The 18,299-nt window shown below is 72.2% G+C and carries 18 protein-coding genes; 13 read left to right on the forward strand and 5 right to left on the reverse strand.

Going from position 1 to position 18,299, the window contains the following annotated elements; genetic code table 11:
- Window positions 1-139 precede the first annotated feature (139 nt).
- Together ACQP03_RS13810 and ACQP03_RS13815 are read right to left on the reverse strand one after the other, a co-directional pair.
- Window positions 140-1,189: an SMP-30/gluconolactonase/LRE family protein gene (locus ACQP03_RS13810; RefSeq protein WP_357121063.1), complete on the reverse strand. Its 1,050-nt coding sequence runs from the start codon at window positions 1,187-1,189 to the stop codon at window positions 140-142.
- Between the two features lie 89 nt (window positions 1,190-1,278).
- Complete coding sequence (locus ACQP03_RS13815; RefSeq protein WP_357121066.1) at window positions 1,279-2,757, reverse strand: family 43 glycosylhydrolase; 1,479 nt, start codon at window positions 2,755-2,757, stop codon at window positions 1,279-1,281.
- A 323-nt stretch (window positions 2,758-3,080) separates the two neighbouring features.
- On the opposite strand from ACQP03_RS13815, the gene ACQP03_RS13820 reads away from it, so the two are divergent.
- Entirely contained in the window at window positions 3,081-3,797 is a 717-nt protein-coding gene (locus tag ACQP03_RS13820; protein WP_357121069.1) for an alpha/beta fold hydrolase, read from the forward strand.
- A 58-nt stretch (window positions 3,798-3,855) separates the two neighbouring features.
- Window positions 3,856-4,314 carry a GNAT family N-acetyltransferase gene (locus ACQP03_RS13825; protein WP_357398727.1) on the forward strand — a complete coding sequence of 153 codons (459 nt, stop codon included), beginning with the start codon at window positions 3,856-3,858 and terminating at the stop codon, window positions 4,312-4,314.
- Here the strand turns inward: ACQP03_RS13825 and ACQP03_RS13830 are convergent, their stop codons facing one another.
- Window positions 4,315-5,661 carry a PLP-dependent aminotransferase family protein gene (locus ACQP03_RS13830; protein ID WP_433460946.1) on the reverse strand — a complete coding sequence of 449 codons (1,347 nt, stop codon included), beginning with the start codon at window positions 5,659-5,661 and terminating at the stop codon, window positions 4,315-4,317. It lies immediately after the preceding gene.
- A gap of 406 nt (window positions 5,662-6,067) precedes the next feature.
- Between ACQP03_RS13830 and ACQP03_RS13835 the strand changes: the two genes are divergently transcribed.
- From ACQP03_RS13835 to ACQP03_RS13880, 10 genes are read left to right on the forward strand one after another with little or no spacing between them, the layout of a single operon-like run.
- Entirely contained in the window at window positions 6,068-7,537 is a 1,470-nt protein-coding gene (locus ACQP03_RS13835; protein WP_357398723.1) for an anthranilate synthase component I family protein, read from the forward strand.
- The gene (locus ACQP03_RS13840) at window positions 7,534-8,226 is read left to right on the forward strand and encodes an anthranilate synthase component II (protein ID WP_433460947.1); all 693 of its coding nucleotides are present in this window, start codon (window positions 7,534-7,536) and stop codon (window positions 8,224-8,226) included. The genes ACQP03_RS13835 and ACQP03_RS13840 overlap by 4 nt, the downstream gene beginning before the upstream one ends.
- The gene (locus ACQP03_RS13845) at window positions 8,223-9,011 is read left to right on the forward strand and encodes a B3/B4 domain-containing protein (protein ID WP_357398722.1); all 789 of its coding nucleotides are present in this window, start codon (window positions 8,223-8,225) and stop codon (window positions 9,009-9,011) included. The genes ACQP03_RS13840 and ACQP03_RS13845 overlap by 4 nt, the downstream gene beginning before the upstream one ends.
- The gene (locus ACQP03_RS13850) at window positions 9,008-10,243 is read left to right on the forward strand and encodes an ATP-grasp domain-containing protein (RefSeq protein ID WP_433460948.1); all 1,236 of its coding nucleotides are present in this window, start codon (window positions 9,008-9,010) and stop codon (window positions 10,241-10,243) included. Before ACQP03_RS13845 ends, ACQP03_RS13850 begins: the two co-directional genes overlap by 4 nt.
- Window positions 10,234-11,454 (forward strand): MFS transporter, encoded by a 1,221-nt coding sequence (locus tag ACQP03_RS13855; protein ID WP_396832761.1) that lies wholly within the window; start codon window positions 10,234-10,236, stop codon window positions 11,452-11,454. Before ACQP03_RS13850 ends, ACQP03_RS13855 begins: the two co-directional genes overlap by 10 nt.
- Window positions 11,455-11,483: 29 nt before the next feature.
- Window positions 11,484-12,788: a TrpB-like pyridoxal phosphate-dependent enzyme gene (locus ACQP03_RS13860; RefSeq protein WP_357121091.1), complete on the forward strand. Its 1,305-nt coding sequence runs from the start codon at window positions 11,484-11,486 to the stop codon at window positions 12,786-12,788.
- 59 nt (window positions 12,789-12,847) lie between these two features.
- Complete coding sequence (locus ACQP03_RS13865) at window positions 12,848-13,546, forward strand: flavodoxin family protein (RefSeq protein ID WP_357172087.1); 699 nt, start codon at window positions 12,848-12,850, stop codon at window positions 13,544-13,546.
- Complete coding sequence (locus ACQP03_RS13870; protein WP_433460949.1) at window positions 13,536-13,883, forward strand: AraC family ligand binding domain-containing protein; 348 nt, start codon at window positions 13,536-13,538, stop codon at window positions 13,881-13,883. Before ACQP03_RS13865 ends, ACQP03_RS13870 begins: the two co-directional genes overlap by 11 nt.
- Window positions 13,880-14,248 (forward strand): chorismate mutase, encoded by a 369-nt coding sequence (locus ACQP03_RS13875; RefSeq protein ID WP_357172088.1) that lies wholly within the window; start codon window positions 13,880-13,882, stop codon window positions 14,246-14,248. The genes ACQP03_RS13870 and ACQP03_RS13875 overlap by 4 nt, the downstream gene beginning before the upstream one ends.
- Window positions 14,245-15,705 (forward strand): UbiD family decarboxylase, encoded by a 1,461-nt coding sequence (locus ACQP03_RS13880; RefSeq protein WP_433460950.1) that lies wholly within the window; start codon window positions 14,245-14,247, stop codon window positions 15,703-15,705. Before ACQP03_RS13875 ends, ACQP03_RS13880 begins: the two co-directional genes overlap by 4 nt.
- Here ACQP03_RS13880 and ACQP03_RS13885 read toward each other — a convergent pair.
- Both ACQP03_RS13885 and ACQP03_RS13890 read right to left on the reverse strand, forming a co-directional pair.
- On the reverse strand, window positions 15,650-17,161 hold the full coding sequence (locus tag ACQP03_RS13885) for a PLP-dependent aminotransferase family protein (RefSeq protein WP_433460951.1): 1,512 nt from the start codon (window positions 17,159-17,161) through the stop codon (window positions 15,650-15,652). The two genes, ACQP03_RS13880 and ACQP03_RS13885, sit on opposite strands and share 56 nt — an antisense overlap.
- A gap of 23 nt (window positions 17,162-17,184) precedes the next feature.
- On the reverse strand, window positions 17,185-17,679 hold the full coding sequence (locus ACQP03_RS13890; RefSeq protein ID WP_357121109.1) for a MarR family winged helix-turn-helix transcriptional regulator: 495 nt from the start codon (window positions 17,677-17,679) through the stop codon (window positions 17,185-17,187).
- Between the two features lie 201 nt (window positions 17,680-17,880).
- Here ACQP03_RS13890 and ACQP03_RS13895 point away from each other — a divergent pair, with 201 nt between their 5' ends.
- Entirely contained in the window at window positions 17,881-18,255 is a 375-nt protein-coding gene (locus ACQP03_RS13895) for a DUF6069 family protein (RefSeq protein WP_433460952.1), read from the forward strand.
- Window positions 18,256-18,299 lie beyond the last annotated feature (44 nt).

Here is an 18,299-nt window from a genome sequence, read left to right on the forward strand (position 1 = left end):
GCTCAACGCCTGTTGCGCGACGGGCCCGATCAGGGCCGTCCGGGCCGAACCTGGGGGGAAGCGGGGAGGAATCCGCTCCGCGAGGAGCACAACGGGGGATTCCTCCCACGGCCCGCCCAGGTCGTGCCGGTCCTTCTCGTCAGTACGGGTAGCCCGGAACGTTGAGCCGGACGCTGTACAGGCCGGAGTCGTTCCGTGGACCCGAGGTGATGAACAGGGTCTGCCGGTCGGAGCCACCGAAGGCGACGTTGGTCGTGCCGGTGAAGCCGGGCCGGATCGTGCCCAACTGGACGCCCGCGGGGGAGTAGACGTGGACGAGGGAGTCCCCGCCGGAGGTCCAGTACACGTTGCCGGCGCAGTCGATCGTGCCGCCGTCCGGGCCGCCGATGTAGTTCACGAAGACGCTCCGCGCGCCGGTGCTGCCATCGGGCTGGACGGCGTACTTGTAGATCTTGTTCTCGGAGTAGGCACCCACGTACAGCGTGCTTCCGTCCGGTGAGAGCGAGATGCCGTTGGGCTGACGCAGTTGGTCGTCCACCAGCGACACCTGCCCGTTGACGACGCGGAAGACGCTGGTACGCCCGTTCATCTGGTCCGGGCGGTTGCCGCGCTGGAAGTTGGGGTCGGTGAAGTAGGTGACGCCGTCCGAGCGAACCGCGACGTCGTTGGGCGAGTTGAACGCCCGACCCTGGTAGTTCGCCGCGACGGTGCTGCGGGCCCGGTCACTCAGCCGATACGCGGACACGTTGCGCTGGTCGTGGGTGGCCGCCACGAGCTGCTGGCCGTCGGCGCTGAGCGCGATGCCGTTGCTGCCGGCGTTCGAGATGAACGTGTCGAACGTCGACGGCGGCGTGAACCTGCGGATCGTGGACGGCTGCACGTTGTACGGCCCGGTGCCGGCGGCCATGTCGGAGAAGAGCAGGTAGCCGCCGTCGGCGACCCAGACGGGCCCTTCGAGGAACGAGAACCCGCCCTGGATCCGCGGCGCCGTCACCGAACTGGCCGGCAGTGGTGAGCCGTAGCTGGCCCCCGTCGGGCAGGCGCCGGGCGGCGTGCCGGGCGGGCCGGCGAGCCTGACGTACGCGTCGGCCTGGGCGGTCGCCGATCCTCGGGCGGCGGCGGGAACGGGTGCCGCGCTGACCGCGAGGCAGAGCCCGGCCAGGATGGCGATGGTGGGACGCCGGTTCATCGGGTGCTCCAATCGGCGTCGACGGGTCGCGCGGACCGGCCGACGGTGTCGAGGGCGCGTGCGGGCGCGGTGCGGCCCGCCCGCCGGGGCTATTCCAGGTGGAAGGTGGCGGAGCTTCGCTCGGCGCTCGTACCGACCGCCTCCAGGTAGAGCAGACCGTCGCGGTGCCGCACGAAGCGGCCCGGGTAGTTCTGTGACTCCAGGGAGATGCCGGCGCTGTCGGCCAGGCCGGGCCGGCGTTGGAAACTCGCGTCGCTGGCGAAGATCGACGACCCGTCGTTCGCTGCGATGGACAGGGCGAATCCGTAGTGGCGCAGGTAGTAGCCCGGGTAGTTGGTCGACTCCAACGACACGCTCCCGCCGCCGGCCAGGCCGTTGACGATGCGGAACTGGGAGTCGGCCAGGTTGGTCACGTTCGGCTCGACCCGTGCCCGGTAGTCGTAGTGCCGGACGTAGCTGGTCGTCAGGTCGTGCGACCGCAGCCGGACCGGGGTGGCCCCGTCGGGCACGGGGATGCCGAAGTTGGGGGTGCCGTCGGCGTTCCAGTACAGCTTCTGCAGGCGGGTCCGCCGGTTCGGGTCGTTGAGGGGGTCGCCGCTGATGTCGCGGTAGTTCCGGTCGTGGTAGACCAGGATGTCGCTCTGCCCGTCCTCGGAGACGGTGAACGAGTTGTGGCCGGGGCCGTACTGGCCGGTGGCCGCGCTGGTGGCGAAGACCGGGTTGGGGCTCTTGCTCCAGGCGGCCGCGTCGAGCAGGTTCGCGGTGGTCGAGGCGCTGAGCATCCCGAGGCAGTAGTTGGCGTCGGTGGCGCTGGCCGAGTAGGTCAGGAAGAGACGTCCGTTGCGCTGGATCACGGCCGGTCCCTCGGCGACCCGGTAGCCGCGGGTCTCCCAGGCGTACGTCGGTACGACGAGCCGGGTCACGGTGCCCGTGATCTGCCACGGGTTGGCGCCCATCCGGGCGAGGTAGACGTTCGAGTTGGTGGAGATGCCCGGCTCCTGCTGCGCCCAGGTCAGGTAGCGCACCCCGTTGGCCACGAAGGTCGAGGCGTCCAGGCTGAAGGTGTCCCAGGGTGTCGTGATCCGGCCGCGTTCGGTCCACCCTCCGGTGAGCGGGTTCGCGTTGGCGGTCTCCAGCACGTACATCCGGATGCGCCACACGTCGTCGGTCCGGCCGGCGGCGAAGTAGACGTACCAGCGGTTGTTGATGAAGTGGATCTCCGGGGCCCAGATGTGGGCGCCCATCTCTCCGCTGGTGTGCCGGCTCCAGATCGTGGTCTCCGCCGCCGTCGCCAGACCCTGCAGGGTGGTCGCGCGGCGCAGGACGATCCGGTCGTACTGCGGCACGGTCGCGGTCAGGTAGTAGTAGCCGTCGGTGTGCCGGAAGATGTGCGGGTCGGCCCGCTGGTTGACCAGCGGGTTGGTGTAGTTCACGGCGGGCGCGGCCTGCGCGGGCCCCGCCACGGGCAGCCCGACCGACACGGCGAGCACCACCAGCAGCGCGGCCAGCATCGAGCGGCGGCGGGGGACGCCCGGACCGGCGGTCCTCCGGTCGAGTGGCAGCGGCATCTGTCCTCCGTGAGCTGTGGGTACCGCGCTGGTCGACGCGGCCCTCGGCGGCCGACCTGCGGCACGTCGAGGGCGCGAGCGCCCGTGTGCAGGAACGTGTGACGGGATTGTTGCGCCCAGGTAACGGCCTCAGTGTTGGCGCTAACATCGACGAGTGTCAAGGTCTTCCGGTAGTTCCCGGGCCACCGCGCAGCACCGACCACCACCCGCGACGGCGGGTGACGCGGTCGGTCGCAACGGAGGTTTCACCATCGCCTGGCGGGTACTCAGGCGCACCGGCACGGCCGGTGGCAAGCAGTGTCACGAGCGAGGGAGCGCCTGTCATGCCCGATGCGGAGCCCACCGTCGTCCTGGTGCACGGCGCGTTCGCCGAGTCGGCCAGCTGGAACGGCGTGATCGAGCGGCTGGGTGCCGCGTACAACGTCGTGGCCGCCGCCAACCCGCTGCGCAGCGTCGCGGGCGACGCCGCGTACGTGCGGGACGTGGCACGGGGGATCGGCGGGCCCGTCGTGCTCGTCGGCCACTCGTACGGCGGCATGGTGATCACGCAGGCCGCGGCGGGCGACACGTCGGTGCGGGCTCTCGTGTACGTCAACGCGTTCGCGCCGGACACCGGCGAGTCGGCGTTGTCGCTGTCGGGAAAGTTCCCCGGCAGCACGCTCGCCGACACGCTGGTGCAGTACCCGGTGTCGACCGGCGGCAACGAGGTGGCGATCGGCCAGGACGCGTACCACGCCCAGTTCTGCGCCGACGCGTCGGACGACCTCGCCGCGCTGATGGCCCGCACCCAGCGGCCCATCACCGAGCAGGCCCTGGGCGACGGGCTCACCGGCGAACCCGCCTGGCGGTCCCTGCCGAGCTGGTTCGTGTTCGGCGACGCCGACAAGAACATCCCGGTCGCCGTACACCGGTTCATGGCCGAGCGGGCCGCCCCGCGCGGCCAACGCGAGGTGGCGGGCGGTTCGCACGCGATGGCGGCGGCCCCGCAGGCCGCGAGCGAGATCGCCGAGACGATCATCGAGGCGGTCCGGGCCACCTGACCGCGTACGCCGACGGCTCGACGCGAGAGCCGGAACGCGCCCGCGTAGCCTTGCGGTCGTGCGGGACTGGGCGCTGCGGCCGGCGCTGACGGCGGACGTCGAGGCGGTGGCCGAGTTGCGGTCCGTGGTGCTGCGGCCGGATCTGGAACGGCTCGGGCGGTACGACGCGCAGCGGGTCCGGCAACGACTGCGGGACGGGTTCTCGCCGGCACACACCTGGCTGATCGAGGTAGACGGCGCGTTCGCCGGGTGCGTGTCCCTGCGGCCGGGCGAGGACGCCCATTGGCTGGAGCACTTCTACCTGACGCCGCCCACGCAGGGCGTCGGCATCGGCGCCGCCGTGCTGCGCTCGCTGCTCGAGCGGTGCGACCGCGACGGCGTCCGCGTCCGGTTGAACGTGCTGCGCGGCAGCGCGGCCCGGCGGCTGTACGAGCGGCACGGATTCACGCTCGAAACCGAGGATCCGATCGACGTGTTCATGGTGCGCGAGCCGAACCGGGCCGGACCGGCCGACTGATCAACCGCGACCGGTCGTCTCCCGGTACGCCGCGCCCAGAGCGGTCAGGCCGCGTCCCAACTCCGGGCCGCGTACCCCGGCGTAGCCGAGCACCAGCGCCGGCGGGCGGTCGTCCGGCCGTAGGGCGTAGAAGCGGCCACCGCGGACCAGCACCGAGCGACGCCGGGCCGCGTGGACCACGGCCTCCTCCGCGTACCTGGCCGGCAGCAGCAGGTACGCCTGGAGTCCGCCGTTCGCGCCGAGCAGGGTGACGTCGGGCAGGTGCCCGGCAACGAAGTCGCGGACCGCCTGACGGCGCTTCTGCACGTCCGCGCCGAGTCGGCGCAGGTGCCGGTCGAAGGCGCCGGTGTCGATCAACCGGGCGAAGGCGAGCTGTTCCAGGCCGGAGCAGCCGATGTCCCAGCTGGCCCGGATCCGCTCGACCGCCGCGGTCAGGTCGGCGGGGATGGCCAGCCAGCCGAGGCGCAGCGCCGGCGTGAGGACCTTGCTGGCGCTGCCGGCGTAGACCACCCGGTCGGGCGCGAGGCTCTGCACCGCCGGCAGCCGGTGCGCCGGGGCGACGAGGGCGGCGTCGAAGTCGTCCTCGATGACGTAGCCGTCGACCTTCTTCGCCCAGGCCACGAGCTGTGCCCGGCGTCGTGCGGTGAGCGTGACCCCGGTCGGGAACTGGCTGGCCGGGGTGATCAGCACGGCACGGACGCCGCTCGCGTCCAGCGCGTCCACCCGGATGCCGTCGGAGTCCACCGGGATGCCCACCGGACGCAGGCCGGCCTCGGCGACGAACTCCCACTCGCCCGGGTGCCCCGGATCCTCCACCCCGAGCGTGTCGTGGCCACGGTCGCGCAGCACGCGGCAGAGCAGCGCGAGCCCCTGCGCGAAGCCGGACGTGACCATGAGGCGCTCCGGCCGGGTCCGTACCCCACGCACCCGGCCCAGGTAGCCGGCGAGGGTGTGCCGTACGACCGGCAGCCCGGACGGCGGGGCGTAGCCCAGCTCGCGACGGCCGGCCGAGGTGACCACCGCGCTGACCGCCCGGATCCAGTCCTGGCGGGGGAACGTCGAGTCGTGCGGGCTGCCGGTGCGCAGGTCGCAGACCGCCGGGGCGGGCGGGTGGTCGTCCGGGGTGAGCGCCGAGGCGACGTCGGCGCGGGCCGCCGCCGCCACCGAGGTGCCCGAGCCGTGCTGGGAGACGAGGTACCCCTCGGCGCAGAGTTGTTCGTACGCCTCGACGACCACACTGCGGGACACGCCGAGGTCGGCGGCGAGCTGCCGGCTCGACGGCACCCGGGTGCCGGGGCGCAGCGCGCCCTCCTCGATCTGCGTACGGAATGCGTTACGGAGCTGCACTGCCAGCGTTCCACGCGATTGCCCGTCTATTGACAGGCTTAGATTAAGGGACAAGTGGTCCGCTCCGAGATCGTCGAAGTGGTATGGACAGCGTGATCCGTGCCTGTGGAAAGTGTTGGTCGGGTGCACAACCGCCCGGTGGCCGGCGAATCAGGGCGTATGTTCCGAGCGTGTCCAATGTGGACGCCCCGCCGCCGGCGCCGGGGTGGTCGTGCGAAGTCCTTTCGCCTGGGGGAAGGGTCCGACCTGCCGCGTCGTCGGCGGGACCAGCGCCAACGGTGGTGCGGAATCGGGCTGTTCAGAGGGGGTTCCGCAAGTGTCCCTATTGTCAACCGAACCCGCCGCGTGGTCGATCCGAGCACATTCGTCGACCGATACACGTACCGCATTTATGGACTCAATTCCGGTGGAAGTGACATCTGTCACACTGCCGTCGATCGATCCGTTGTCGCTCTACACGGCACTCGCCGACAGTCTTTCCCACGACGACCTGTATCTGTTCGAAAGCCTGGACGGTCCTGTTCGGGACCGATATGCCGCAGCCGTCGGTTGGGGTCTCCTCGCCGAGGTGCGACTCATCGCCGACCGCCTCGAGCTGGCCGCCGACGGTCCGCTGGGTGACGCCCTGGCCGCCGTGTTCACCGCCGTCCTGGGCGAACCGGGCCGGCGGGCCACCACGGCGCGAGTCTGGCCCGTCGCCGGACCGACCGAGGTGTGGGCCGCCGTCCGGGCGGCACAGCGCGCGTTCGCCGTGCGCACGACCGTCCCCACCGACACCTTCGCCTTCGGATTCCTCACCACCCTGGCGTACGAGGCCGCGCGGGACATGGACGAACTCGGTACCGAGCGGGTGGTCGACGACGTTCCCCGCTGCACGCTCGCGCTGTTCCGGCACACCGTCTGGTGGGATCTACGCGCCGGCACGGTCCGGCGGCTCGACGCCAGCGGGCCGCACCTGCCCCCGGACGACGCCGCCCGTCTGCCCGAGCTGCCCGTGCGACCGACCGCCCCGCACCCGCACGTGCCGGCCGCCCCGCCACCGCGTCTGGTCCGGGACACCGTCGACGAGGAGACGTTCGCCGCCCGGGTGAAGCAGTGCCTGCGGCACATCGAGGTCGGGGACAGCTACCAGATCCAGATCGGCCACCGGATCGACGTGGAGACGACGCTGACACCGTTAGAGGTCTACCGGCGACTGCGTCACCGCAACCCGTCGCCGTACATGTACCTCACCCCGTGGGCCGGACGGACCGTCATCGGGGCCAGCCCGGAGCTGTTTCTGCGCATCGAGGACGGCCGCCTCTCGATGCGTCCGATCGCCGGAACGGCCCGCCGCGCCGCCGACCCCGAAGCCGACCGACGGCGGGTGGTCGAGCTGGCGACGAGCGAGAAGGAACGGGCCGAGCACGTCATGCTCGTCGACCTGTGCCGCAACGACATCGGCCGGGTCTGCGTGCCGGGGACGCTCAGCGTCGACAGCATGTTCGACGTCGAGCCGTTCGCGTACGTGCACCACCTGGTCTCGACCGTCTCGGGCCAGCTCGCCGACGACGCCGACGTGTGGGCGGCGATCTGCGCGACCTTCCCGGCCGGCACCATGACCGGCGCCCCGAAGCTGCGGGCCATGGAGATCATCGACGGTCTGGAGGACGAGCCCCGGGGCGTCTACGCCGGCGCGGTCGGGCTGGTCGACGTCCGTGGCTACGCGGTGCTCGCCCTCTGCATCCGGACCGCCGTGCACGACGGCCGGCACTACCGGACCCAGGCCTCGGCCGGGGTCGTGGCCGACTCCACCCCGGGCGACGAGTGGCGCGAGACGCTGGCCAAGATGAACGCCACCTACTGGGCCCTGACCGGTAGGGAGCTGCTGTCGTGAAGGTCCTGCTCGTCGACGCGTACGACAGCTTCACCCACATCATCGACCAGTACCTGCGGACGCTCGGCGCACAGACCGTGGTGGTCCGCTCCCGGGCGGCGACCAACGACCAGCTCGTGGCCCTGCGGCCCGACGCGGTAGTGCTGGGCCCCGGGCCGGGCCACCCCGCCGAGTCCGGGCACGTGGAGCTGGTGCACGCCTTCGCCGGTCGGGTCCCGCTGCTCGGGGTCTGCCTCGGCCACCAGGCGATCGGCCTCGCCTACGGCGGGACGATCGCGGTCGCCCGGCACCTGATGCACGGCAAGACCAGCGTGGTCACCCACGACGGCCAGGGCGTCTTCGAGGGCACGCCCGCGCCGCTGACCGTCACCCGCTACCACTCGTTGATCGTCGCGGATCCGGTGCCCCCGGCCCTGCGGGTGACCGCGCGGTCGTCCGACGACGGCTACGTGATGGGGGTACGACACCACACGCTCGCGGTGCAGGGGGTGCAGTTCCACCCGGAGAGCGTGCTCACCGAGGCCGGCCTGCGGCTGTTCGACAACTTCCTGCGCCAGGCGTCGACGACCGCGCAACGGCCACCCGGATTGGCCTCACCGGATCACCCCGGATTGGCCACAAGCGGTGGTCGTCCCGCTGCGTACGGTCGGGCGGACAATCGGACCCGACTCTCACGAGGATCACGATGACCCAGCTCAGCGACGGTGCGGCCACTCTCACCGTCCGCATCGACGACCGGGTGCTGACCGCGGTGCCGGACTACGTGCTCGGCGTGCTCGCCGTGGCGCTGGTCGAGGTCGTACCGGCGCCTCCCGCCGTGTCGGCGTTGCTCACCGCCGCGGAGGACGCGCTGCACGGCGCCGGCCTGGACAAGGCCGCCGTGGCCGACCTGCCGGGCATCGCGGCCTGGCGCGAGGCGTACCGGGCGGTGGGGGTGAACCCGAACCGGTTCCCCTGCGCCGCCGAATCGATCACCCGCCGGGTGGCCAAGGGCGACCGGCTGCCCCGGATCAACGCCCTGGTCGACCTCTGCAACGCCGTCTCGCTCGGCGCGGCGCTGCCGGTGGCGTCGTGCGCGGTCGACGGCCTCACCGACCTCGTGGTGCGGCCGGCCGACGGCACCGAGACGTACCTGCCGCTGGGCGTTCCCGACGCGCCCGAGCGTCCCGAGCCGGGTGAGGTCGTCTACGCCGACGCCGACGGGCGGGCCCACTCGCGGCGCTGGAACTGGCGGCAGGGCCACCTGGTCCGCACCGACCTGGGCCCGCACGCGTTGCTGCTCACCGTCGAGTCGGCCCACCCCGGCGGACGGGCGGAGGTGGTTGACGCGTTGGCCCGCCTCGGCGGCGTCCTCGCCGGGATGTCCGCCGGCCCACGGCAGGAGGCGGTGCTCGACCGCGACGCGACGAGCGCCGTCCTGGGTACCGCGGGACCGCTGAGCCCGGCGGGCAGCAACGGTCGGAGCCGTCCGTGAACGGCGCGATCCTGGTGATCTACCGCCCGGCGGCCGGGCGGTACGCCGCCCAGTTCCGCGCCGTGGTCGCCGCCGCCGCCGAGCGGGGCGTGGCGACCGTCGCGCTGCTGCCGACCGGTCAGCCGTCCGCCGACACCGCCGGTCTGCCCTGCTACCACGCCGACCTCGACGACCGCGAGGCCGTCCGTTCGATCGTCGCGACGATCGTCGCCGAGCACCCGGTGCGGCGCGTCTTCCCGCTCTTCGAGGGCGACGTGCTGACCGCCGCGCACTGCCGACGGGACCACGGCATCGACGGGCTCGACCCGGAGGGGGCGCTGACCTTCCGCGACAAGAACGTCATGCACCGCCGTGCCACCGAGCTCGGTGTGCCGGTGGCCCGCTCCTGCCGCCCCGAGACGGTCGGGGCGGTCGCCGAGTTCGCCGCCGAGGTCGGTTGGCCGGTGGTCGTCAAGCCGTACGCCGGCTGGGCCTGCGGCGACACGCACCGGGTGGACTCCGTCGAGGACCTGGCCCGGGTGTGGCCGTTGATCGCCGACGACCGGCACGACTACCGGGTGGAGGAGTACGTCCGGGGTGCGGAATACCACGTCGACTCGCTGCTGCGCGACGGCGAGGTGGTCTTCGAGCAGCTCTCCCGCTACACGTACTCCGTCCTGGAGTTCCGCGACGAGCCCGGCGGCACGGTCTCCCGCAAACACGACCTGACCGACGCCGAGCGGCGCATCCTGGCCGCCAGCGCCACCGTGCTGCGGGGCTTCGGGATGCGGACCGGCGTGGCGCACGTCGAGTTCTTCCTCCGCGACGACGGCGAGGTGATCTTCGGCGAGGCGGCGGCCCGGGCCGGTGGCGGCTCGATCGTCCCCGCCATCGAGGCCGGGCGGGGGATCAACCTGGCCGGGGAGTGGTGCCGCCTCGAACTGGACCCGGAGCACGTGCCGACGACCACGCTCGGGCCGGAGATCGGCACCGAGTACCTGTGCTCCGACCGGTACGGGCGGATCACCGCGATCACCTCGGCGGCGCAGTTGCGGGCGCTCGACGCGGTACGCGACGCGGACGTGTGGAAGCGCGTCGGTGACGTGCTCGCCGCGCCGACCGCCTCGAACGACGTGCTCGGCTGGTACGTCTGCGAGGGGCGGGACTTCGACGCCCTCCGCGCCCGCTTCAAGGTCATCCGCGACTCCTTCGAGGTGCGCACCGAACCGGTGGGGGAGTCGTCATGTGGCTGAGCCGGTTCCGGGCCCTGCCCCGCCCGCTGCGGATGCTGGTCTACGCGTCCTTCATCAACCGGGCCGGCATGTTCGTCTTTCCCCTGCTCGCGGTCTACCTGGTGCAGAGCCGGCAGCTCAGCACCGGCGAGGCGGGCGTGCTGATCTCCGCGGGCAGTACCGGTCTGCTCGCCGGCAGCCTGCTCAGCGGGCCGGTCTGCGCCCGCGCCGGCCGCCGCGCCGCGCTGGTGGCGAGCCTGGTGCTCAACGCGGCCGGTTACCTGGGCCTGGCCGTGGTAGATGGTCCCACCTGGACGTACGCGGTGCTGCTCTTCGTCGCGCTGGTCGGCATGGGCATGTTCTCCCCGGCGGCCAACACGCTGATCGCCGACCTGACCGAGCCGGGCGAGCGGCCCTTCGCGTACACCGTCAGCTATCTCGCCAACAACCTCGGCATGGGGGTCGGCCCGCTGCTCGGCGGGTTCGCGGCGGCCCTGTCGTACGAGCTGATGTTCGCCGGGAACATCCTGCTCGGTCTGCTCGCGGCGGCCACCATCTGGCTGTTCGTACCCGCCGACACCCGCCGTGCCCCGACGACCGCGCCGGTCGTCACGACCCGCTGGGCCGGGCTGCGCCGGGATGTCGACGTGGCGCTGCTGGTGCTGGTCTCCTTCTGTTACGTCGCGCCGCTGATCGGCCTGGAATACACGCTGCCCCTCGCGGTCACCACCGTGCTGCACTCGTCGGTGGCGGTGGTCGGCGCGGTCTACACCATCAACAGCGTCGTCGTGGTCAGCGCCAGCCTGCTGATCGAGAAGCGGATCAAGGCGTACTCGACCCGGGTCCTGCTGATCGTGGCCGGCCTGCTCTGGTCGGCCGGCATGGCCGTCCTGGTGTTCGCCTTCTCGCTGCCCGCCGTGCTGCTCTCCACGGTGGTCTGGACCCTCGGGGAGATCATCGCCTCGGTGGTGGTGCCCACCTACATCGCCGACCACGTGCAGGAGCGTCGGGTCAGCAGCTTCATGGCCCTGAACGCCTTCGTGCTCAGCTCGGCCCGGTTGGTCGTGCCGATGGGTCTCGGCTTCGTCTGGCAGACCCAGGGGCACCAGCCCGTCCTCCTGATCCTCCTGCTGACCCCGGTGGTCGGTGTGGTCGCGTTCGCGGCGCTGCGAATCCGACCGGCCGTCCGGCCCGTGCCGGCGCCCGCCGAACCGGCCACCGCCAGTCCCTGACACCCACCCACCCCTCATCGGAAGGCGCCATGACGACGTCGAAGTTCGTGCTGCCCGAGAGCGACATCCCGACGACCTGGTACAACGTGGTTCCCGACCTGCCCAAGGGGCTGCCCCCGATGTTGCACCCCGGCACCCGGGAACCTCTCACCCCGGCGGACCTCGAACCACTCTTCGCCACCGGCATGATCGAGCAGGAGTTCAGCACCGAGCGGGACGTGGACATCCCCGGGCCGGTGCTGGACATCTACCGCCAGTGGCGGCCCAGCCCGCTCGTCCGCGCCCACCGTCTGGAAAAGGCCCTCGACACGCCGGCCCGGATCTACTTCAAGTACGAGGGGGTCAGCCCGTCCGGCAGCCACAAGCCGAACACCGCCGTACCGCAGGCGTACTACAGCAAGCTCGACGGCGTGCGGCGGCTGACCACGGAGACCGGCGCCGGCCAGTGGGGCAGCTCGCTCTCGATGGCCTGCACGTACTTCGGCCTCGACTGTGAGGTCTTCATGGTGCGGGTCAGCTACGACCAGAAGCCGTACCGGCGGGGGCTGATGGAGACGTTCGGCGCGTCGGTGACGGCGAGCCCGAGCGACCGTACCGCGGCGGGCCGGGCCGCGCTCGCCGCCGACCCGAACTCCACCGGCAGCCTCGGCCTGGCCATCTCCGAGGCGGTTGAGGCGGCGATGGCCAGCGGTGGCGCCGCCAAGTACGCCCTCGGCTCGGTGCTCAACCTCGTGTTGATGCACCAGACCATCATCGGCCAGGAGGCGCAACTCCAACTCGCCCTGGCCGACGACTACCCGGACGTCGTGATCGGCGCGGCCGGCGGTGGCTCGAACTTCGCCGGGCTGGCCCTGCCGTTCCTGCGCCGCCAACTGGGCGGCGGCCCGGCCGTGCGGTTCGTCGCGGTCGAGCCCTCCTCCTGCCCGTCGCTGACCCAGGGCACCTACGACTACGACTTCGGGGACACCGCCGGCCTCACCCCGCTGACCAAGATGCACACCCTGGGCCACGAGTTCCGCCCACCGGCCATCCACGCCGGTGGACTGCGCTACCACGGCATGGCGCCGATCATCAGCGCGCTGCGGGACCTCGACCTCATCGAGGCGCGTGCCGTGCCGCAGACCGCCTGCTTCGAGGCGGGCGTGCTCTTCGCCCGCAGCGAGGGGATCGTGCCGGCGCCGGAGTCCACCCACGCCGTCCGGGTGGCGGTGGACGAGGCGCTGCGCTGCCGGGAGACGGGCGAGTCGCAGGCGATCGTCTTCTCCCTATCGGGGCACGGCCACTTCGACATGCAGGCCTACATCGACTACTTCGCCGGAAAGCTGACGGACTGACCTCGCGGGGGCGGACGCCGTCGTGGCGTCCGCCCCCGCGCCGAGCACCGGGGGCGCCAATGCACAGCGAAGCAGCCACCATCCTCGCCATCAACGGGTCGGAACGGGCCGGCGGCAACACCGACCACGCCATCGCGCACGCGGGCCGGCTGATCGCCGAACGCGGCGCGACCCTGCGCACGATCGTGCTCCGCGAGCACCGCATCTCGCCGTGCAGCCCGTGCGGCGACTGCAACAGCCGAACGCTGCCCTGCCGGCTGGACGACGACGTCCCCGCCCTGGTGGAGCAGATGGCCGCCGCCGACGGACTCATCTACGCGGCCCCGGTGCACGGCTTCGGCCTCGCCCACCTCATGCAGGTCTTCATCGAGCGCGCGGGCGTCGGCTACCTGCGGTTCAACCGGCCGCTGGCCGACAAGGTCGGCGGCATCATCGTCACCGGACGTCGGTACAGCGACTCCTCCGTGCACAACCAGATCGTCAACAACCTGCTGCTCAACAGGATGATCCTGGTGGGCAGCGGATTCCCCGTCCTGTTGCGCAACACCACCGGCAGCCCCGGGCTGACCGACGCCGAAGGCGTCGACGCGCTCGAGCGGATGGTGCACCGGATGCTCGACATGGTGCAGCTGCTCAAGCGGCACCAGCGGGTCGACGGTGGCCCGGTCCTGCCGCGCCGGGACCGCAACGAACGCGTCCCGCGGCCCCGTCGCGCCGAAACCGTCCAGAGCAGAGGAGATATCGAGAATGTCCACTGAGCAGGTCGCCACTCCGGTCGGCATCGACTTCCCGGCCACCGAGTGGGAGAGGTGGGACAAGCCGGGCGCCGAGGGCCGGGTCAAGATGACGTACGTGGGCGGTCAGCGGCTGCGCCTGCTGGAGCTGCCACCCGGCTTCGACGAGCACCACTGGTGCCTGCGCGGGCACACCGGCTACGTGCTCCAGGGCGAGTTCACCATCCACTTCCGGGACCGGTCGGTGCCGTGTCGCCCCGGCATGGGGTTCGTCATTCCCGACGACGAGGAGCACCGGTCGCAGGGCAGCGACGCCCAGCCCACCGTCGTCTTCGTGGTCGATGAGGTTCCGCAGCCGTGAGCGACCAGCAGAGCGTCGCCTCGCCGGCCGGGTCGACGCCGGCCGGCGACGCCGACGGGCCGGCCCGGATCGCCGAGCTTCGGGTCGCCATCGACGGGCTCGACCGGCAGATCATCGCCCTGCTGGCCGAGCGCACCCGGGTGGTGCGGGAGCTGACCGTGCACAAGACGGACGAGGGGACCGTCCGCTCACCCGAGCGGGTGCGGCAGGTCCTCGACCGCGTACACGCCCTGGCGGTCGGGCACGGCATGCCGCCCGAGGTGGCCGTCGGCACGTACCGCGCCCTCATCGAGGAGCTGACCCTGATGCAGCTCGACATGTTGGCGGCCCGCCGCGCCGCCGCCGCGGCGACGGACACCAGATGAGCCACCGTCTGCCCGTCGACCTGCGGCACGCCCTGGCCAGCCTCGACCCGCTCCCCGGCGAGCTGGTGCGGGTCGCCACCGAGCTGCCCGCCCGCTACGGCGTGTCCGCCCACTACGCCCGGTGGGCGGGCGCGCCCGCCGCCCCTCCCACCGGCGCCGGCCCGGCCGTCCTCTTCGACCGGGTACGCCCCGACGACGGACCCACCCGGGCGGTGCTGATGGGCCTCTACGGCACCCGTCGACGAGCCGCCGGCCTGCTCGGCTGCACGCCCGCCGAGCTGCCGCACCGGCTGCTCGACGCGGTGGCCGCCCCCCGCCCGGCGGAGTTCGCCGCCGACGCGTCCCGCTGGCCGCGCGAGTCGCTGCCGTTGGACCTGACCGCGCTGCCGGTGCCGGTCCTCACCGACGAGGACGCCGGGCCCTACCTGACCCTCGGCGCGGTGCTCGCCACCGACCCGGACACCGGGGTCCGCAACCTGTCCGTGCACCGCATGTGCGTGCAGGGGCCCGACACGCTGACCATCTGGATGGTGCCGGGGCGCGACCTGGAACTCGCGTACCAGGCCGCCCTGCGCCGGGGCCGCCCACTGCCGGTGGCGATCCACCTCGGCCTCAGTCCGGCGGTGCTGCTCTCCTCCTGCTGCCCGACCTCGCTGGTCCCGCCCGACCTCGATGAGCTGGCGGTGGCCGGCGCGCTCGCCGGCCAGCCGGTGGAGCTGCTGCCCTGCGCCACGGTGGACGCCGAGTTCATCGCCCACGCCGAGTACGTCATCGAGGGTGAGCTGCTGGCCGACCACGCGCCGGAGAGCGCGCACGGCACGGTGGCCACGCCGGAGTTCCTCGGCTACCAGGGTCGCGCGCACCCCTCGCTGCCGCTGATCCGGGCCACGGCGATCACCGCTCGGGAGAGCCCGATCCTGCAGGCGGTCTCCGGGCCCGGGCACGAGCAGTCGATCCTGCTCGGCTTCGGGATGGAGGCCGCCGTGCTGGACGTGCTGCGGCGGCGGGGGACACCGGCGCTCGCGGCGCACTGCCACACCGCCGGTGGCGGTCAGCTCATGGTGGTGCTCCAGTGGTCGGTCAAGCGCGGGCCACAGGACGACGTCGCGGTGCGCGCCGCCGCCGAGGCGGTGCTGGAGCAGTTCCGGATGGCCAAGCTGGTGCTGTGCGTGGGCGAGGACGTGGACATCGAGTCCGACCAGGACCTGTGGTGGGCGATGGTCACCCGGTTCCAGGCCGATCAGGACCTGGTCGTGCTGCCCGACCGGGAGGGCTTTCCGCTCGACCCGAGCCAGCACACCGGCTACTCGCCGTCGCTCTCGGCCGACGGGCGCACGGCCAAGGCGGTGTTCGACTGCACCGTCCCGTACGCCCAGAGCGCGCGCTTTCACCGGCCCCGCTTCACCGAGCCGTCGCGTCCCGCACCGCGGCGGCCAGCAGCGCCACTCCCTCGGTGATCCGAGCGGTGGGCAACGCCGCGTACCCGATCAGGAAGGTCGGCTCGGTCGGCGGCCGGGTGACGAAGTAGCCCGAGGCGGGATAGACCCGTACGCCCCGGGCGGCGGCGGCGCGCACGATCTCGGCCTCATCGACGTCGTGCGCGCCGCCCAGGGTCACGAGCACGTGCAGCCCGGCCGCCGTGCCGGAGATCCGTACTCCCGCGCCGAAGTGTTCGTACAGCGCTTCCAGCAGCCGGGCGCGACGCTGGCGGTAGAGGCGGTCCATCCGGCCGATGTGCCGGGCGTACGCGCCGGAGGAGATGAACTCGGCCAACGCCTCCTGGGTCACCGTCGGGGTCAGCCGGTCGGTGATCCACTTGATGCCCAGGAACGACCGGACGAGGTGCGGCGGCAACACCGCGTATCCGATGCGCAGCGACGGGAAGAGGGTCTTGCTGAAGCTGCCGACGTAGACCACGTCCGCGTCCTGCGGGTCGGCGGCCAACGACGCGAGCCGCTCCTCGGCGAAGGTGAACTCGTTGTGGTAGTCGTCTTCCAGCACCGTCGCCGCGTGGTCGCGGGCCCAGCGCAGCAACGCCCGCCGTCGCCGGTCGGACATGATGAACCCGGTCGGGAACTGGTGCGACGGGGTGACGTAGACGAGGCGTACCCGGGCCGGGTCGAGGCCGTGCGCGCGGACCCGGCAGTCGATCTCGTCGACCCGCAGGCCCTCCTCGTCGACCGGGACCGGCACCACGGCGGCCCGCGAGTAGCCGAAGATCTGCCGCAGCACGGTGTGGCTCGGATCCTCGATGACCACCACGTCGTCCGCGCCGACGAGCAGCCGGACCAGGATGTCCATGGCCTGGGTCGCGCCGCTGGTCACGACCGTGTCCTCGCGGCGGGCGTCCAGCGCCCGGCTGCGTCGCAGCAGCGCGGTGATCTGGGTACGCAACGACGGGGAACCCTCGGCCGGGCCGTAGCCCAACGCCACCGCGTCCGCCCGGCTGACCGCGTCGGCGAGCGACTGCCGCCACCGGGTCACCGGGAAGCTGGCCAGCGCCGGGGTGCCGTGCCGGAAGTCGTACGTGCCGTCCGGCCGGTGCATCGGCGCCGGTTCCCAGGGCTTCCAGAGGGGACTGCCGGCGTCGGTGGGCAGCGGGGGCTTGGGTCGCAGGTGCGCGCGGGCGGCGCGGGGGACCCGCGGTGGCGCGTCGGCCGGGGCGGCGCTGACCCGGGTGCCGGAACCACGCCGCGACGTGAGCACCCCGTTGGCCCGCAGCAGCTCGTAGGCGCGGGTCACCACCGTCCGGGAGACCCCGAGCTGGTGTGCCAGTTCGCGGCTGGGCGGCACCGCGTCGCCGGGGCGCAGCCGGCCGGCGCGTACGGATGAGCTGATCTGGTCGCAGAGTTGCTGCTGCAACGGCACCGCACTGGCGCGGTCGAGCGTGACGAGGAGCTGGTCCGAACTCACCTGGGCATGCTCCCCGCTCGAGGTCAGGCTGCCCGGGAGGATCGCCTGCGGGCGGGGCGGTCGGTCTGCACGAATGTCGACAGTCGGCCCTGCACCAGCCGGCCGAGCACGTCCAGGAAGATCGCGCGGTCGCGCGACGGGACCGTGGCGAGGATGTCGTGCTGTAGTCCCGCGACGATCTGCCGCGCCTCGGCGACCAGCCGCTCGCCGTCGGGCGTGACGGTGACGATGCGGGCGCGTCGGTCGGTCGTCGAGGTGCGACGCCCGACCAGGCCGGCACGTTCCAGCTCGTCGAGGGTGACGACCATCGTCGTCTTGTCGATGCCGCACATCTCGCCGAGCTGGCTCTGGGTGAACTCGCCGGTAAGACCGCGATCGAGCACGCAGTAGGCACGCGTCGAGATGCTCAGGCCGGAGAGGGCGGCGGCGTGTTCCTGAGCCAGCGCGTGGGTGGCCCAGGACATCAGGAACATCAGGTCTGGTGTCGCGGCATCGGGCCCGGAGGTTCCGGTGGTCATGGCGGCAGCCTAGCAACTGGTTCGTGATTCGAACTATCTCGTAGCGGAGCATCGTCGCCCGCGAACAAGTTAAGAACGAGATAGTAAAGAACGGAACCTTCTGATACGGTTCGATCTCGACAGCACGTCCCCTCCACTGAGGAGTCACCCCTGATGTCTGCGGAAGCCTCTGTTCCCCGTGCCGGTGCCAGCGCCTCGCGCGTGCGAGACCGGGCCATCGCCGTCGCGGTCGCCGTGCTCGCCGCCGTGGCCGTGTGGTCGATCGCGACCCTCGCCGGCGCGCAGCTCACCGTCGACCAGGGCGCCGGCCCGCGGGACGTCACGGTGCTCGCCGTCGTCCTGAACTCCGCGATCGCGGCGCTGCTCGGCTGGGGCCTGCTCGCGGTGCTCGAGCGCTTCCGGGCGAGCGCCATCACGATCTGGACGGGGATCGCTCTCGTCGTCCTCGTGCTGTCGCTCGTGCCGGCCTCCCTGGTCGACGCCTCGGCCGGCACCCGGGTCGCCCTCGTCCTGATGCACCTGGTGGTGGGCGCGGTCGTGATCGTGGGCTTCCGCAGGGGCGCGCGGGGCGCCTGACGGCGAGTGGCCCGCCCGTCCTGCTCCCGCGCGGAGCAGGACGG

This window comes from Micromonospora sp. CA-248212 (genome assembly GCF_050948405.1).
Classification (GTDB): Bacteria; Actinomycetota; Actinomycetes; order Mycobacteriales; family Micromonosporaceae; genus Micromonospora.

Excerpts from the sequence above, each read along its gene's own strand:
- ACQP03_RS13860 (WP_357121091.1), top strand. The coding sequence starts at position 11,484 with ATGACGACGTCGAAGTTCGTGCTGCCCGAGAGCGACATCCCGACGACC.
- ACQP03_RS13880 (WP_433460950.1), top strand. The coding sequence starts at position 14,245 with ATGAGCCACCGTCTGCCCGTCGACCTGCGGCACGCCCTGGCCAGCCTC.
- ACQP03_RS13815 (WP_357121066.1), bottom strand. The coding sequence starts at position 2,757 with ATGCCGCTGCCACTCGACCGGAGGACCGCCGGTCCGGGCGTCCCCCGC.
- ACQP03_RS13820 (WP_357121069.1), top strand. The coding sequence starts at position 3,081 with ATGCCCGATGCGGAGCCCACCGTCGTCCTGGTGCACGGCGCGTTCGCC.
- ACQP03_RS13855 (WP_396832761.1), top strand. The coding sequence starts at position 10,234 with ATGTGGCTGAGCCGGTTCCGGGCCCTGCCCCGCCCGCTGCGGATGCTG.
- ACQP03_RS13810 (WP_357121063.1), bottom strand. The coding sequence starts at position 1,189 with ATGAACCGGCGTCCCACCATCGCCATCCTGGCCGGGCTCTGCCTCGCG.
- ACQP03_RS13865 (WP_357172087.1), top strand. The coding sequence starts at position 12,848 with ATGCACAGCGAAGCAGCCACCATCCTCGCCATCAACGGGTCGGAACGG.
- ACQP03_RS13845 (WP_357398722.1), top strand. The coding sequence starts at position 8,223 with ATGACCCAGCTCAGCGACGGTGCGGCCACTCTCACCGTCCGCATCGAC.
- ACQP03_RS13870 (WP_433460949.1), top strand. The coding sequence starts at position 13,536 with ATGTCCACTGAGCAGGTCGCCACTCCGGTCGGCATCGACTTCCCGGCC.
- ACQP03_RS13890 (WP_357121109.1), bottom strand. The coding sequence starts at position 17,679 with ATGACCACCGGAACCTCCGGGCCCGATGCCGCGACACCAGACCTGATG.